Raw genomic sequence first — 15,823 nt, 5'->3', positions numbered from 1 at the left:
AATCTTTACTCCACCTTACCAGCGCATTTTTTGGCCAGTCTTTGTACCATGCCAGCGCGACTCACTACAGGCTAAAGTTCTGCCACCAGGCTAGACTTTAGATCAACAACACCAAACCAAATCAAGTTGGGGAAATATAATGTTCCAGCAAGAAGTGACTATTACCGCACCAAACGGCCTGCACACTCGTCCAGCAGCTCAGTTCGTGAAAGAAGCGAAAGCTTTTGCTTCAGAAATCACCGTGACCTCTAACGGTAAATCTGCCAGCGCGAAAAGCCTGTTCAAATTACAGACTCTGGGTCTGACTCAGGGCACGGTTGTTACCCTGGCAGCAGAAGGCGAAGACGAGCAGAAAGCCGTTGAGCACCTGGTTAAGCTGATGGCTGAACTGGAGTAATCCGTTCGCTTTCCAGCTGGGAAGGCTAAGTGTTACCAGATGGATTAATGCAATATTGATCGCGAACAGTACGTTCGCGATATTGTTTCCGTAAAGTGACCTAAAGCTTACGAAAGCGTTTGTGTTTTCCTCCTGGCTCGCTGAGTGGATTAACCGATGTGCAATCATTTGCGGTTTTTCGCCTCAGATGATTATCAGAGAAAGAAAAGGTAGGGTTATGATTTCAGGCATTTTAGCATCACCGGGTATCGCTTTCGGCAAGGCTCTTCTGCTGAAAGAAGATGAGATTATCATCAACCGGAAAAAGATTTCTGCCGACCAGGTCGATCAGGAAGTTCAACGTTTTCTTGATGGTCGTAAAAAGGCTGCCGTGCAGCTGGAAGCGATCAAAATCAAAGCCGGGGAAACCTTCGGTGAAGAGAAAGAAGCGATCTTCGAAGGGCATATTATGCTGCTTGAAGATGAAGAACTTGAGCAGGAAATCATCGCCCTGATCAAAGACGAGCATGCTACTGCTGATGCTGCTGCCTTTTCTGTGATTGAAGGTCAGGCGAAAGCACTGGAAGAGCTTGATGACGAGTATCTGAAAGAGCGCGCTGCCGACGTACGCGATATCGGTAAACGCCTGCTGCAAAACATTCTTGGCCTGCATATTGTTGACCTCAGCGCCATTAACGAAGAAGTACTGCTGATTGCGAAGGATTTGACCCCGTCAGAAACCGCACAGCTTAACCTGAACAAAGTGCTGGGCTTTATTACCGATATCGGTGGCCGCACCTCACACACCTCGATCATGGCGCGTTCTCTGGAATTGCCTGCTATCGTCGGCACCGGTGATGTGACCAGTCAGGTAAAAAATGATGATTTCCTGATCCTCGATGGCGTGAATAATCAGGTGTACGTTAACCCTACACCTGAAAAAATCGAAGAGCTGAAAGCGGTAGCTCACCAGTATCTCAGCGAGAAAACCGAGCTGGCGAAACTGAAAGATCTGCCTGCAATCACTCTGGATGGCCATCAGGTAGAAGTTTGTGCCAACATCGGTACCGTGCGCGATGTCGCGGGTGCTGAACGTAACGGCGCAGAAGGTGTCGGCCTGTATCGCACCGAGTTCCTGTTTATGGATCGCGAATCACTGCCAACTGAAGATGAGCAGTTCCAGGCGTATAAAGCCGTTGCCGAAGCCGTTGGCTCTCAGGCAGTAATCGTACGTACCATGGATATCGGCGGTGACAAAGACCTGCCGTACATGAATCTGCCAAAAGAAGACAACCCATTCCTTGGCTGGCGTGCCATTCGCATTGCAATGGATCGCCCTGAAATACTTCATGCCCAGCTGCGCGCTATCCTGCGTGCTTCTGCGTTCGGCAAACTGCGTATTATGTTCCCGATGATTATCGCAGTTGAAGAAGTTCGCTTCCTGCGAGCTGAACTGGAAACGCTGAAAGGCCAGCTGCGCGAAGAGGGTAAAGCCTTCGACGAAAGCATTGAAGTTGGCATTATGGTGGAAACACCTGCCTCAGCAGCGATTGCCCATCATCTGGCGAAAGAAGTCGATTTCTTCAGTATTGGGACCAACGACCTCACGCAGTATACTCTCGCCGTGGATCGTGGTAATGACCTGATTTCGCACCTCTACAACCCAATGTCACCTTCTGTTCTGACGCTGATTAAGCAGGTTATTGATGCTTCTCACGCTGAAGGCAAGTGGACTGGTATGTGTGGTGAGCTGGCTGGCGACGAACGTGCTACACTATTGCTATTGGGAATGGGGCTGGACGAATTCAGTATGAGTGCCATTTCTATTCCACGCATCAAGAAAATCATTCGCAACACGAATTTCGAAGATGCGAAGGCATTGGCAGAGCAGGCTCTGGCTCAACCTACAGCGGACGAGTTGATGAACCTGGTCAACAAGTTCATTGAAGAAAAAACACTCTGCTGAGACCAGGTACGCTGGCCCAATATTACTGCTTAGGAGAAAAACATGGGTTTGTTTTCAAAACTTTTCGGCGATAAGTCTGATTCCGCATCAGGTGTCATTGAGATCGTTGCACCTCTGTCGGGCGAAATCGTCAATATCGAAGACGTTCCGGACGTAGTGTTTGCAGAGAAAATTGTCGGCGACGGTATCGCTATCAAACCTACCGGCAATAAAATGGTTGCGCCGGTTGATGGCACCATCGGTAAAATTTTCGAAACCAATCATGCTTTTTCCATCGAATCAGACAGCGGCATTGAGCTGTTTGTACACTTCGGGATTGACACCGTTGAACTGAAAGGCGAAGGCTTCAAACGCATCGCTGAAGAAGGTCAGAAAGTGAAAAAAGGCGACGTGGTGATCGAGTTTGATCTGGCGCTGCTGGAAGAGAAAGCAAAATCTACTCTGACCCCGGTTGTGATCTCCAATATGGATGAGATCAAAGAACTGGTTAAGCTGACGGGTAACGTAATCGTGGGTGAAACCCCGGTTATCCGTATCAAGAAGTAATAGCGGTCAGCGTTAAAAAGCCCTCTGGTTTCGGCCAGGGGGCTTTTTTTATGGGAAATTACCAGCCGCTTAATGCATCGCGCAGGCTGACCGGAGCGGCTGGAGTAACATCCAGCTCCAGCTGTTGCTCAATAAAGTTCAGATGGTCATCCATCACCGTCTGGGCCTCAGCCACATTGCCTGCCCGCAGCGCGGCGATAATTGCCCGGTGCTCCTGACACTGACATTCAGGCCTGTCATTGCGTTGGTATAGTGCAACAATCAACGAGCTGCGAACCATCAGATTGGAGAGCATCTCAGTCAATACGCGGTTATCGCTGATTTTAGCCAGCAGCAGATGAAACTGGCTCAGTTGCCGCACAATATCCCGGCGATCTTCACTTGCGGCGGCGGCGCCCTCCCCCTGCAGATGTGCCTCAATCTCATCACCATGCAGCGCCATCTTGTCAACGCTGATCCCGGCAAGCATCGCCCGCTCAATGGCACGGCGGGCAATAAACACTTCCCGCGCTTCACGCGCTGTCGGCTGCGCTACTTTTGCGCCACGATTAGGGGCGATAGTGACGATATGCTGTAATGCCAGCCTCTGGAGGGCCGCCTGAACATGATTGCGATTGGCTGACAGTGCTTCAACAATTTGTGCCTCTACCAGCCTTACACCGGGTTTAAGCCGGTGCTGGGCAATAGCCATCGACAGTGCGTCGATGATGCGCTGTACTTCCTGCTGCCTGGCGCTGATCGCACCGCTCATACTTACCTCAACAAAATATTAAAACGGCGCTGACTACACCACCCAGTGCGGCAGGCGAATAGTGAGCTCCAGTCCGCCATCGCGGGCGTTCACGGCGCTGACTTCTCCCTGATGAGCTATCACCACCTTACGCACGATTGATAGCCCAAGCCCGTAGCCTTTCCCTGACAATGGTGAATTAACGCGGACAAAAGGATCAAAGATACTGGAAAGCTTGTCGGCCTCTACGCCCGGCCCGTAATCACGTACGCTGATCGCCAGCCAGTCATGCTCCTGACGCAGCGTAATTAACACCTGCTGACCATGCATGGAGAATCGCAGCGCATTACGCACCACATTTTCCACTGCCGAGCGGATCAGGTTAGCATCTCCTTTCACCGTATAATCCTGCTGTTCGTCAGCATTTAGCAAAATTTCTACACCAGGAATCTGTGCTTCATAGCGTGCATCATTGGTAACCGCGTTCAGCAACCCCAGCAGATCGAAATATTGCTCATCCGGCAGGCTCTGATGTTCCGCACGCGACAGGGTCAGCAGCTCACCAATCATCTTATCCAGGCGACGCGCCTCTTCATCAATCCGATCCAGGGAGCTGTTTACGCTTTCAGGGGTCTGACGAGCCAGGCCGGTTGCCAGCTGTAACCGTGCCAGCGGCGATCGCAGCTCGTGAGAGACATCATGCAGCAGCTCTTCACGCGCCTGCACCAGCACCGACAGGCGCTCAACCATTGCATCAAAGTCCTGAGCAACTACCGAGAACTCATCGTGTCTGCGTCGCATTTTGGGGAACAGTCGCACCGAAAGATCGCCCTTTGATACGCGGGCAAAACCTGCACGCAGCTGGCGCATCGGGCGCGTCAGGTTCCACGCCAGAAACAGACTGAAAAACAGCCCGCAGATACCACCGACGATAAATAACGGCTCCGGCATATTAAGAATACTGCGCGGATGTCCCCCCATTGAGCTGTCGGCACGCAGACCTGCCACATCGTACCGCAGCTGGTACTGGCGACCGTCAGCGCCGGTGACCCATTCCGTCACCTCTTTGGGGAACTCGCCGGGGGCAAGATCGCGGTTGAGCTCATCGCGCGGGGCAGCCTGCTGCGGCGGTTTATCCATCAGTTTCACGGAGAAAAAACGCCGATCGTTTGGCGGCCAGTCGATCATCATATCGTTCAGCGCTTCCAGCCCACCGCGTTGCAGCACCGACACCGCAGAGGTCATCTGCAAATTAACAATACGCTTAGTCGCCATATTTTCCGGCGGTTCATGATGCTTGCCATACAGACTAAAACCCAGCCACAGCAGCTGGGTAATCGCAATATAGGTCAGCCAGAAACCCAGAAGAATTTTCCAGAACAGAAAACCGCGAAACCAGGATTTCATCGGATACGGTAACCAATGCTGCGCACTGTCTCGATATTGATGGTGTCGTTGGTCAGCGCTGCCAGTTTCTGGCGAATATTACTGATATGCACATCTACGCTGCGGTCATAAGCCTCACGCGGACGGCCAAGCCCTTTCTCCGACAGTTCGTCTTTTGAAACCACGCGATCGGGGGAGCGCAGAAGCAAATCCAGCAGATTAAATTCTGAAGCGGTGAGATCGAAGGGTTTTTTCTGCCATTCGCTGATGCGGGTCGCCGGGTTCAACGTCAGCTCGCCCCAGCTAATCACCTCTTTATTTTCTATAGAAACTGGCTGCTCTTCAACGCGACGCAGCACCGCACGCAGGCGGGCCACCAGTTCACGCGGGTAGCATGGCTTCGGCATATAGTCATCGGCGCCCATCTCCAGCCCAATAACCCGGTCAATATTATCGCCCTTTGCGGTCAGCATAATCACCGGCAAACGGCCATTCTGACGCACCTGGCGCAGCACATCGATGCCGCTCATATCGGGTAGCATAATATCGAGGATCATAGCGCTATACTCGCCGGAGAGCGCACCTTCCACCCCGGCTTTCCCCGTTAACACCAGTGAAGCATCAAAACCTTCGGCAATCAGGTACTGACTGAGCATGGTGCCCAGTTCGAGGTCGTCATCAACCAGTAAAATTTTCATTCGGGATCTCTCATTGATATAGCCGCTATTTTCACCTGTTATTGACAGGCGCGCAGCCGCTTTTACCCAATCCTTACAGTCTAATTAAGATGGGGGAAAGTGTCAGGCAGGATGATTGGATACGTGCGACGGCAGAAGGTTCTGCCGTCAGGAGAAAATAATACGAGGTCAGTAAACGCCGGTGGAGAGATAGCGATCGCCACGATCGCAGACGATCGCCACAATCACGCTCCCCGGATGGGCCTGTGCAATACGCAGAGCGCCTGCCACCGCACCACCGGAGCTGACGCCACAGAAAATACCTTCGCGCCGGGCGAGCAGACGCATCGTCTCTTCAGCTTCCTGCTGTGACATATCCATCACCTGATCCACCAGCTCAGGGCGGAAAATACCCGGCAGATAGGCGGCGGGCCAGCGGCGGATACCCGGAATACTGCTGCCCTCTGAGGGTTGCAGCCCGACGATGGAAACGGTCTGGCTCTGCTCTTTCAGATAGCGCCCAACGCCGGTAATGGTGCCCGTTGTGCCCATGCTGGAAACAAAATGAGTTAAACGCCCTGCCGTTTGTTGCCAGATCTCCGGCCCGGTGGTGAGGTAGTGGCCCAGCGGGTTATCCGGATTATTAAACTGATCCAGCACCTTACCTTCACCGCGAGCGGCCATCTCATTCGCCAGGTCGCGGGCGCCTTCCATCCCCTGCTCACGACCTACCAGAATCAGCTCTGCGCCATAGGCACGCATTGCCGCCTGCCGCTCAATGCTCATATTATCTGGCATCAGAAGCTTTAGCGTATAGCCTTTCATGGCAGCGATCATCGCCAGCGCGATGCCTGTGTTGCCGCTGGTTGCTTCGATCAGCACATCGCCGGGATGAATTTCACCGCGCAGCTCTGCCTGTTTGATCATCGATAATGCGGCGCGATCTTTTACCGAACCGGCAGGATTATTTCCTTCCAGCTTAAGCCAGATTTCACTGCCGTTATCGGGCGTCAGGCGCTGTAGCTGAATCAGCGGCGTATTGCCGATGGTATTTTCGATTGTGGTCAAGGTGTATCAGTTCCCGCATGAAATGGCAGAGGGCCGGAAAACCGACCCTCTTTACTCGTTTTCAAGTTGCAGCAACGTTAGCCGCAATCCCAGTGATAGAGAGTACACATAATATGTGAGGAAAATATCAGGCGCTTTGCGCAAAGGCAACAGGCTGCAACGGTGTATCGCCATTATAGAGACGCGCATGTTGCAGGCCAACGAACAGACGTTCACCGCGAATTGGCGCTACCTGATCCCCGTCCATCACCACGGTGATTGGCTCACCGCTCCACTGGGCCGGTACCACAACCAGCTGCCAGTAGTGACCACGCGGGCTGACTTCCAGCACCTGGGCAGGGAGCGGCGTTTCCAGACTGCTCTGACGGCTGACGTCAATTTCCCACGGGCGCAGAAACAGCTCTACCGGCCCCTGGTGCGCAGGTGCATAGCCCAACGGCCAGTGGTGTGCGCCAACGTGGAACTGCGAACCATGCACTTCCCCATCGAAACGGTTCACTTCCCCGAGGAATTCCAGCACAAATCGGGTTGCCGGATCGCGCCACACTTCATCGGGCGTACCAACCTGTTCAATATTACCCTGGCTCATCACCACCACACGGTCGGCCACTTCCATCGCCTCTTCCTGGTCGTGAGTAACAAAGACGCTGGTGAACTTCAGCTCTTCATGGAGCTGACGCAGCCAGCGACGCAGCTCTTTACGCACCTGAGCATCCAACGCGCCAAAGGGTTCATCCAGTAACAGAATCTGCGGTTCAACCGCCAGCGCACGCGCCAGGGCAACGCGCTGTTTCTGCCCGCCGGAGAGCTGGGCCGGGAAACGGCCAGCCAGATGACCAAGCTGCACCATCTCCAGCAGACGCGTCACTTTCTGCTTAATTTCAGCAGAGGAAGGACGCTCGCGGCGCGGCAGCACCGTCAGGCCAAAGGCGATATTATCGAACACCGTCATATGGCGGAACAGCGCATAGTGCTGGAACACAAAACCCACCTGGCGATCGCGGGCATGCACCCGGCTGACGTCTTTACCATGGAAGCTCAGGCGTCCGCTGTTCTGATTTTCCAGACCGGCGATAATACGCAGCAGCGTGGTTTTTCCGGAGCCAGACGGCCCCAGCAGCGCCACCATTTGTCCGGAAGGGATATCCAGAGAAATATCGTTCAGGACTTTCGTCTTGCCGAAGTATTTATTGATACTACCGATTTCAATGCTCATTCTTCCCCTCCTGTTGCAAGCGCTTGCTCTGGCTCTCTAATCGCCACTGCACTGCGCTTTTTAAAAACAGCGTCACTATCGCCATCAGGGTCAGCAGCGCGGCGGCAGTAAAGGCCCCGACGGTGTTGTAATCCTGATGCAGTAATTCAACCTGTAATGGCAGCGTGTAGGTCTCGCCGCGAATCGAACCAGAAACAACCGAGACGGCACCAAACTCACCGATAGCGCGGGCATTGGTCAGCACCACGCCGTACAGCAGCGCCCAGCGAATATTCGGCAGAGTAACGCGCCAGAACATTTTCCAGCCTGAAGCACCCAACAGTACGGCGGCTTCATCTTCGTGGCTGCCCTGGCTCAACATCACCGGCACCAGTTCACGCACCACAAATGGACAGGTAACGAAAATTGTCACCATCGCCATTCCCGGCCATGAGAACATCAGCTGGATATTGTGCGCATCCAGCCAGCCTCCCGCTGAACCGTTAACTCCCCAGAACAGCAGGTACATCAGCCCTGCCACCACCGGTGAAACAGCAAAAGGAATATCAAACAGCGTCAGCAGCAGCTGGCGGCCAGGGAAAGTAAAGCGCGTAACCAGCCAGGCCAGCAGCGTACCAAACACCAGGTTCACCGGTACCGTAATCAGCGCAATCAGCACGGTCAGCCAGATGGAGTGCAGCATGTCTGAATCGCGCAGATTGTCGAATGAGGCCAGCAGCCCGTCAGACAAGGCGGCCGTAAAAATCGCCACCAGCGGGATCACCAGCAGCATCAGTGAGATCAGCATTCCCAGGCCAATCAGCACCCATTTGCCCCACTGAATGCGTGCGCGCCCTGCGCCTTTAAAATCGGTAATGTCAGCCATTAGTGACCTCCAATACGGCGGCCAAAGCGGCTCTGTAAAGTATTAATCGCAAACAGCAGCAGCAGGGAAGCGGCCAGAATCACCGAAGCAATGGCGCTGGCAGCCGGATAGTCAAACTCCTGCAGGCGTACAAAGATCATCAGCGAGGTCACTTCTGTTTTCCACGCGATGTTACCGGCGATGAAAATCACTGCGCCAAATTCACCGAGGCTGCGGGTAAACGACAGCGCCGTTCCCGCCAGCAGCGCCGGGCCAACTTCCGGCAAGATGACACGGCGAAAACTCTGCCACGGCGTCGCGCCGAGGGTTTCCGCCGCCTCTTCATACTCCGGCCCAAGCTCTTCCAGCACCGGCTGTACGGTACGCACCACAAACGGGATGCTGGTGAAGGCCATCGCTACCGCAATACCCAGCCAGGTATAGGAGACTTTAATGCCAAACTGCGCCAGCCATTCGCCGTACCAGCCGTTCACTGAGAACAGCCCGGCGAGGGTTAAGCCCGCCACCGCTGTTGGCAGAGCAAACGGCAGATCCATCAGACCATCAAGCAGCGCACGCCCCGGAAAACGGTAACGGGTGAGGATCCATGCCATCAGCATGCCAAACAGCGCGTTAAAAATTGAGGCCACGCCTGCCGCCAGCAGTGTCACTTCGTACGCCGCCATAACCTGCGGGTTAGTAATCACTTCCCAGTACTGCGCCAGCGTCATCTGCGACAGCTGCATCAACAGCGCGCTGATCGGCAGCAGCAGAATCAGGCAGGTAAAGAAAAGGCTACTGCCCAGGCTGATACCAAACCCGGGCAGGACACGTTTACTGCTCGCTGAAAACATCACTACCGCCCCGCCGCTAATAACTTATCCAGTTCGCCACCGCTGACGAAATGGGTTTTCATCACCTGATCCCAGCTGCCAAAATCATCCGCCACGCGGAACAGCTCCGTCGGTGGGAAACGATCTTTTTGCTGCGCCATCAGCCCGGGATTATTCACCCGATAATAGAACTGCGTCATAATCTGCTGGGCAGCCGGCGTATACAGATAGTTAAGATAGGCTTTGGCCGCTTCCTCTGTGTGGTTCTTCTCGACATTTTTATCGATCCACGCCACCGGGAACTCTGCCAGGATATTGGTTTTTGGCACAATCACTTCATAGCCATCTTTGGCGTACTGATTGCGGATGGTGTTTACCTCTGACTCAAAGCTGATCAGCACATCGCCCAGCCCACGCTCTACAAAAGTGGTGGTTGCGCCGCGCCCGCCGGTATCGAACACCTGGACGTTTTTCAGGAACTGGGTCATCAGCTTTTCAGTCTGAGCTTTATCTTTACCGTCGGTACGGTCGAAGGCTCCCCAGGCCGCCAGATAGGTATAGCGGGCATTGCCTGAGGTTTTAGGATTCGGGAAAATCAGTTTCACATCGTCACGCACCAGGTCGTTCCAGTCGCGGATGTGTTTCGGGTTACCTTTGCGCACCAGGAATGCCATGGTGGAATAGAAAGGTGAGCTGCTGTTGGGCAAGCGCTGCTGCCAGTCAGCCGGGATCAGCTGTCCACGGTCATGCAGTATTTGCACATCGGTTACCTGGTTATAGGTCACCACATCGGCTTTCAGCCCCTGCAAAATCGCCAGCGCCTGTTTAGAGGAGCCAGCATGAGACTGTTTGATCGTCAGGCTGTCGCCTGGATGCTGTTGCGCCCACTGTTGCTCAAACGGTGCATTCAGGGCGGTAAACAGCTCACGTGAGACGTCATACGAGCTGTTCAGCAGCTCAGTCGCCTGTACGCCAGAACTCAGCACTAACGCCAGCCCGGAGGCTGCTACGAATTTTTTTACCAATGGTAACGTCATTATGCACCCTGAGAGATTCACCGGTTAACCGGCCTGAAGTGCTCTCAGTTTATTTATAACCAGGGTGAAAGCTGTAACGGTTTTATATACCGTTTGGTACTTAGCAAGCAGAATTCGCTATAAGGGTGTGGAATTGGATATGCATACGGTGGGAATGATACGTCCCTTTACAGGGGAAAACAGAGCGGCCAGGCGTACCTGGCCGGGTGGTACATAAATGCTATAAAGCCGCCAGCTGCTCCAGCGATGGCGCATAGAAGTAGCTGCCGGTAACAGGTTTGGTAAAACGCAGCATCGCATCAAACTTGCCGTCCGTTTCGCCGAACATACTTAACAGCTGCTGCTCAATATTGTGCAGCGTAGCGCAGTAGGCAAGAAAATAGAGGCCATGAGTCCCGCTCGCGGTGCCATATGGCAGGCTCTGGCGTAAAATTTTCAACCCTTTACCGTTCTCTTTGAGATCCACCCGCGCCACATGGGAAGTCGCCGGACGCGCATCGCCTTCCAGCTCCTCATTGCTCTCTTTAGTACGGCCAATAATCTGCTCCTGTTTATTGACCGGCAGGCGGTTAAACATCGCCAGATTATGCTGCCAGCGCTGGCTGAAAACGTAGCTGCCGCCAGCGTTGTCGCCGCTGGCTATAATCGCTACGGCTTCTCGCTGTTCGCCCTGTGGGTTTTCCGTACCGTCAACAAAACCGCTGAGATCGCGCTCTTCCGTCCAGCGGAAACCGTGGGTTTCTTCAGCAATGCGGATAGCGCTACCAAATGCCGCAAGCGCAGCCTGCGCCAGGCTGAAATTGACATCGTGACGCAGGGATTGAATGTGGATCAAGATATCGCGCTGGGTGGCGGGTGCCATACCTTTACCCAGCGGCTGGAAATCTTTTAGTTCTGTGCTGCGGTTCCCCGTGCAGAGATCGCCCCACAGACCGTTACCAAAGGCAATAACTGCCCCCAGTCCGGCATCGGGATAACGCTGTTGCAGCTGCGCAAGCTGCTGAAGGAATTGCTGGCTGCCAAGGCGGATGGCGTCAAGTTCGCCTTCCACCATCGCTTCTAAGTAAATAGCAAAACGGCGATGCTCTAATAAGATGCCGCTCTGAAAATGGGACATGCTGCTCTCCTGGTTCTCAGGTCATTTCTGATTAGTATTTCAGAAGATGATACCGGATGTTGGCACCAGGAGAGTGTTCAAACTCAAGTTTGGTGTGGTCTTTACGTAAACAGCATTAACGGCGCCAGATAATCTTGCTTAATGTCCATTTTTTCAGCGTGTCATCTGCTGGCATCAGGGATTCGGGGCCATTCCAGTCACCGCTAAAGAGGTAGCTGATATGCTGGCTGCCAGGCGCTTTACACTCCACGCTGGCGTGGTCTGCACCACTGCCTTTCTGACATACGCCGAAGGCTTTGCTGTAGAGATCGCTAAAAGCAGTGCCAAATTTCACGCCGCTTTCGGTGGTAACGTTATGATCCATGATATCAATACGGCTAACGGTGGTATCGCCGATCAGCTCCACTTTCACCTGCTTGTCACTGTCGACACCCTGCCAGAAATGAACGATGGTGCCGTCGGTGGTACGCATCCCCTGGCGCAGATGATAGTTACCCTTCAGACCATCATCCAGTACATCGCGCTGCATCAGCGTGCTGCCGTTAATATCGCCCAGCCCCTGTTCGGTGACGGTTAATGAGGAGCCGAACCAGTGTGTCGGGGAGAGGCTGGACCATGACCAGGAGACGGGGTTCCACCAGGTAGAAGACGAAGTGCTGTCATGCTGAGAAGACGAACCTGCGCAACCTGCCAGGATCAGGGCGGCCAGCAGCAACGCCGGGCGATAAGTTTTCATTGCAACTCCAGTAGTCATTTTCAGGGGTTTCCGTACGGTTGGAGTATAAAATGCTGCGAAAGTTTACTCTCTGTCAGTCAGTGATTTTCAGCCGGATCAAAACAGTCCCGCAGCCGTCGGTAAGCCAGTAGCGCGACCAGCGCCACCACATCCAGCAGAGAGACCAGTAACACCAGTGATGATACCGGTTCATCACCCTGCCACAACTCACCAAGTTGTACACCCAGCGTCAGAAACAGGGTTGCCACCAGCACCCAGCGCCACGCCTGCCACAGACGCGGCAGACGCTGACGGTAGCCGGTAAGCAGCAGCCCGAGGGCGGCAGGGATACCCAATGCCAGCCCCAGCCAGAAGGCGTGATTATCGGGATAAAACAGTGCCAGCAGACTCTCGCCCTGCTGACGCGAAGCCCCGGCGGCGACAAACAGTACCCAGGTACGCGCCTGTAACAATAGAATTGCCCAAAAAGAGAGGGGCAGACGCAGCAGGCCTTTAGTGTCGTAATCGTCGGGAGAATATTTCAGCATGATAACTCAGTTAAAAATTGAACAGCCTTTCCCGACATCGTCTGCCTTGTAACAGGGCAGCCAATCAGCGACCGCCTCTGCAACGATGGCGAGAAATCAATATTCGCGGTCTTCGATCAAACGCTTGCCCAGCAGCATACTGTCCTGGGTTTCATAATCCAGCTTTTCATAAAAGCCGGTGACGGCGTCGTTCTCTTCCCGCACCATGACATTTATTTTCGGGCAGCCGCGGGCAATCAGTTTCTTCTCCAGGCGATTAATCAGCGCGTTGGCGAAGCCGCGCCCCTGATAGTCAGGGTGTACGCCCAGATAATAGGCGGAACCGCGATGGCCGTCGTAGCCGCCCATCAGCGTTCCGACAATTTCACCGCCCACCACGGCGACCAGAAACAGATCCGGATCGTGGTTCAGCTTACGTTCTATATCCATCTCCGGATCGTTCCAGGGACGTAACAGATCGCAGCGCTCCCAAAGGGTAATTACTTCTTCAAAATCATCCTGCCGGAATACACGAATTTCCATGAGTTTCAGCCTGTGGTTAAGCATAATTTGCTGATTATCACGTATTCTTCTGCCGGTGCAAGCCCGATGGACAGCGGAAAGGTAAAAAAAGAGGTTCTGCCGGAGTAGCCACCTGAAATAATTAGCAAAAACCTGCAATAGTTCCCTTCTCGCGGTCACCCGCCTGTTACGATATAACAATAAGCACCTAACGACCCTGGATGTGCCATGAAAAAGATAAACCTACTGACGCCGCTGACCACCCGCCGCCAGCTGCTGCTCTCCGGCCTTGCGCTGGCCCTGCTGGCGCGGCGGCCTGTGCGTGCCGCAGAGGAAGATGCCACCCGGCGCTTGCTTCCGCGACCGCACAAAGCGACCAATTCGCCACCGCCTCCTGTCCGCCCGGCGAACAGCAAGCGAATTGTAATGATTGATCCGGGCCACGGCGGTATAGACTCCGGCGCGGTGGGGCATGAAGGTTCGGAAGAGAAGCATGTGGTGCTGGAAATCGCCCAGCATATCCGCCATCTGCTGAGTGAGCATGCGCATATTGAAGTGCGTCTGACACGGGAAAGCGACCACTTTATTCCGCTTGGTGAACGGGTGGAGATCGCCCATCAGCACGGTGCCGATCTGTTTATGTCGGTGCATGCCGACGGTTTTACCAGCCCTACGGCCAGCGGTGCTTCAGTGTTTGCCCTGTCAAACCGTGGAGCCAGCAGCACAATGGCGCGTTATCTTTCGCAGCGTGAAAATGCCGCCGATAATGTGGGCGGGGTCAAAGCAGCGGATCAGGATCACTATTTGCAGCAGGTGCTGTTTGACCTGGTGCAGACGGATACCATCAAGAACAGTCTGATTCTCGGCAAACATGTGCTGGGGCAAATTCGTCCGGTTCATCATCTGCACAGTCAGCACACCGAGCAGGCGGCGTTTGCGGTGCTTAAGTCGCCGTCCATTCCATCAGTGCTGGTTGAAACATCATTTATTACTAACCCTGATGAGGAGAGACTGCTGGGGACTACCGCGTTTCGTCAGAAGATTGCCGGTGCCATTGCGGACGGCATCGTCAGCTTTTTTAATGAGTATGATGCGACCAGACGCACAGGCTGAAAATCACGTATAATCCACGCGTCTTTTTGTCACAGGATTTTTTTCATGAACACTCCGGATATCGCCCAGGTAAAACAGTTTCTGCTCAACCTTCAGGATGAAATTTGTCGCAAGCTGGCACAGGCCGATGGCGAAGCCAGCTTTGCCGAAGACAGCTGGCAGCGCCCCGGCGGCGGCGGCGGGCGCAGTCGCGTTCTGCGTCAGGGCCGGGTGTTCGAACAGGCGGGGGTGAATTTCTCCCATGTTCATGGCGACATGATGCCCGCCTCTGCCACTGCGCACCGCCCTGAACTCGCCGGGCGCAGTTTCGAAGCGCTGGGGGTTTCGCTGGTGATCCATCCGGAAAACCCGTATATCCCCACCAGCCACGCCAATGTGCGTTTTTTTATCGCGCAAAAGCCCGATGCAGAGCCGGTATGGTGGTTTGGTGGCGGCTTCGATCTGACCCCCTTCTACGGCTTTGAAGAGGATGCCATTCACTGGCATCAAACTGCGTCTGACCTGTGTCAGCCCTTTGGTGAAGAGGTCTACCCGCGCTATAAAAAGTGGTGTGATGACTATTTCCACCTGAAACACCGCAACGAACAGCGCGGTATTGGCGGTCTGTTCTTTGACGATCTGAATACTCCGGACTTCGACCAGAGCTTCCGCTTTATGCAGGCGGTGGGCGAAGGCTTTACCGATGCCTACCTGCCGATTGTCGAACGCCGTAAAAACCTGACATGGGGCGAGCGTGAGCGTGATTTCCAGCTCTACCGTCGCGGGCGCTACGTTGAATTTAATCTGGTCTGGGATCGCGGTACGCTGTTTGGCCTGCAAACCGGTGGCCGCACTGAGTCGATTCTGATGTCGATGCCGCCGCTGGTGCGCTGGGAGTATGATTATCAGCCGGAAGAAGGCAGCCCGGAGGCTGCGCTGTACCGAGACTTCCTGCCGGTTAAGGCGTGGGTTTGATTTTTTTCATGCGGTTGCATGGGTAAGGTCAACGTCAATGTCTTCAAGTCAACATCTTAAGGTCTTAAGGTCAAGGTCTTAAGGTCAACGTCTTAAGGTCTTAAGGTCAAGGGCGTTTCGCTTTCCCGCTGCGCGGGCTGAGCGACAAGGGGCGGCCAGTCGCCGCCGCCCCTTGCCCCCGGGCTTGCGGCAGGCG

17 protein-coding genes are annotated in these 15,823 nt (G+C 54.2%); 5 read left to right on the top strand and 12 right to left on the bottom strand.

Annotated elements, in window-relative coordinates:
- Positions 1-139 precede the first annotated feature (139 nt).
- The 3 genes from ptsH to crr all read left to right on the top strand — a co-directional run bounded on the left by ptsH (position 140) and on the right by crr (position 2,888).
- Positions 140-397 carry a phosphocarrier protein Hpr gene (gene ptsH, locus GN242_RS05710; protein WP_154753876.1) on the top strand — a complete coding sequence of 86 codons (258 nt, stop codon included), beginning with the start codon at positions 140-142 and terminating at the stop codon, positions 395-397.
- A gap of 217 nt (positions 398-614) precedes the next feature.
- Positions 615-2,342 (top strand): phosphoenolpyruvate-protein phosphotransferase PtsI, encoded by a 1,728-nt coding sequence (ptsI, locus tag GN242_RS05705; RefSeq protein ID WP_154753875.1) that lies wholly within the window; start codon positions 615-617, stop codon positions 2,340-2,342.
- A gap of 42 nt (positions 2,343-2,384) precedes the next feature.
- Positions 2,385-2,888 (top strand): PTS glucose transporter subunit IIA, encoded by a 504-nt coding sequence (gene crr / locus GN242_RS05700; protein WP_154753874.1) that lies wholly within the window; start codon positions 2,385-2,387, stop codon positions 2,886-2,888.
- A 58-nt stretch (positions 2,889-2,946) separates the two neighbouring features.
- On the opposite strand, the gene GN242_RS05695 is transcribed toward crr, so the two are convergent.
- The 12 genes from GN242_RS05695 to GN242_RS05640 all read right to left on the bottom strand — a co-directional run bounded on the left by GN242_RS05695 (position 2,947) and on the right by GN242_RS05640 (position 13,581).
- Entirely contained in the window at positions 2,947-3,639 is a 693-nt protein-coding gene (locus GN242_RS05695; RefSeq protein WP_156287036.1) for a GntR family transcriptional regulator, read from the bottom strand.
- A gap of 33 nt (positions 3,640-3,672) precedes the next feature.
- Positions 3,673-5,025: an ATP-binding protein gene (locus GN242_RS05690; RefSeq protein WP_154753872.1), complete on the bottom strand. Its 1,353-nt coding sequence runs from the start codon at positions 5,023-5,025 to the stop codon at positions 3,673-3,675.
- Complete coding sequence (locus GN242_RS05685; RefSeq protein ID WP_154753871.1) at positions 5,022-5,702, bottom strand: response regulator transcription factor; 681 nt, start codon at positions 5,700-5,702, stop codon at positions 5,022-5,024. The genes GN242_RS05690 and GN242_RS05685 overlap by 4 nt, the downstream gene beginning before the upstream one ends.
- A 168-nt stretch (positions 5,703-5,870) precedes the next feature.
- Entirely contained in the window at positions 5,871-6,749 is an 879-nt protein-coding gene (gene cysM / locus GN242_RS05680; protein ID WP_154753870.1) for a cysteine synthase CysM, read from the bottom strand.
- A 127-nt stretch (positions 6,750-6,876) separates the two neighbouring features.
- Positions 6,877-7,965, bottom strand: a complete 1,089-nt coding sequence (gene cysA / locus GN242_RS05675) for a sulfate/thiosulfate ABC transporter ATP-binding protein CysA (RefSeq protein ID WP_154753869.1) — start codon at positions 7,963-7,965, stop codon at positions 6,877-6,879.
- The gene (gene cysW, locus GN242_RS05670) at positions 7,955-8,830 is read right to left on the bottom strand and encodes a sulfate/thiosulfate ABC transporter permease CysW (RefSeq protein WP_154753868.1); all 876 of its coding nucleotides are present in this window, start codon (positions 8,828-8,830) and stop codon (positions 7,955-7,957) included. Before cysW ends, cysA begins: the two co-directional genes overlap by 11 nt.
- The gene (cysT, locus tag GN242_RS05665) at positions 8,830-9,663 is read right to left on the bottom strand and encodes a sulfate/thiosulfate ABC transporter permease CysT (RefSeq protein WP_154753902.1); all 834 of its coding nucleotides are present in this window, start codon (positions 9,661-9,663) and stop codon (positions 8,830-8,832) included. Before cysT ends, cysW begins: the two co-directional genes overlap by 1 nt.
- Before the next feature lie 2 nt (positions 9,664-9,665).
- The gene (locus tag GN242_RS05660) at positions 9,666-10,679 is read right to left on the bottom strand and encodes a sulfate ABC transporter substrate-binding protein (RefSeq protein WP_154753867.1); all 1,014 of its coding nucleotides are present in this window, start codon (positions 10,677-10,679) and stop codon (positions 9,666-9,668) included.
- A 220-nt stretch (positions 10,680-10,899) separates the two neighbouring features.
- Positions 10,900-11,796 (bottom strand): Dyp-type peroxidase, encoded by an 897-nt coding sequence (locus tag GN242_RS05655; RefSeq protein ID WP_156287035.1) that lies wholly within the window; start codon positions 11,794-11,796, stop codon positions 10,900-10,902.
- A gap of 115 nt (positions 11,797-11,911) precedes the next feature.
- Positions 11,912-12,532 carry an RpoE-regulated lipoprotein gene (locus tag GN242_RS05650; RefSeq protein WP_154753865.1) on the bottom strand — a complete coding sequence of 207 codons (621 nt, stop codon included), beginning with the start codon at positions 12,530-12,532 and terminating at the stop codon, positions 11,912-11,914.
- Between the two features lie 77 nt (positions 12,533-12,609).
- Complete coding sequence (locus GN242_RS05645) at positions 12,610-13,059, bottom strand: DUF2919 domain-containing protein (RefSeq protein ID WP_154753864.1); 450 nt, start codon at positions 13,057-13,059, stop codon at positions 12,610-12,612.
- Positions 13,060-13,155: 96 nt separating this feature from the next.
- Positions 13,156-13,581, bottom strand: a complete 426-nt coding sequence (locus GN242_RS05640) for a GNAT family acetyltransferase (RefSeq protein ID WP_154753863.1) — start codon at positions 13,579-13,581, stop codon at positions 13,156-13,158.
- Between the two features lie 207 nt (positions 13,582-13,788).
- Between GN242_RS05640 and amiA the strand changes: the two genes are divergently transcribed.
- Positions 13,789-14,673, top strand: coding sequence for an N-acetylmuramoyl-L-alanine amidase AmiA (amiA, locus tag GN242_RS05635; protein ID WP_154753862.1), 885 nt, complete (start codon positions 13,789-13,791; stop codon positions 14,671-14,673).
- A 45-nt stretch (positions 14,674-14,718) separates the two neighbouring features.
- On the top strand, positions 14,719-15,627 hold the full coding sequence (gene hemF, locus GN242_RS05630) for an oxygen-dependent coproporphyrinogen oxidase (protein WP_154753861.1): 909 nt from the start codon (positions 14,719-14,721) through the stop codon (positions 15,625-15,627).
- The last annotated feature ends 196 nt before the right edge of the window (positions 15,628-15,823 follow it).

The sequence above is a fragment of the Erwinia sorbitola genome (assembly GCF_009738185.1).
GTDB classification, from domain to species: Bacteria; Pseudomonadota; Gammaproteobacteria; order Enterobacterales; family Enterobacteriaceae; genus Erwinia; species Erwinia sorbitola.
This window is presented reverse-complemented; position numbering and strand designations above follow the sequence as displayed.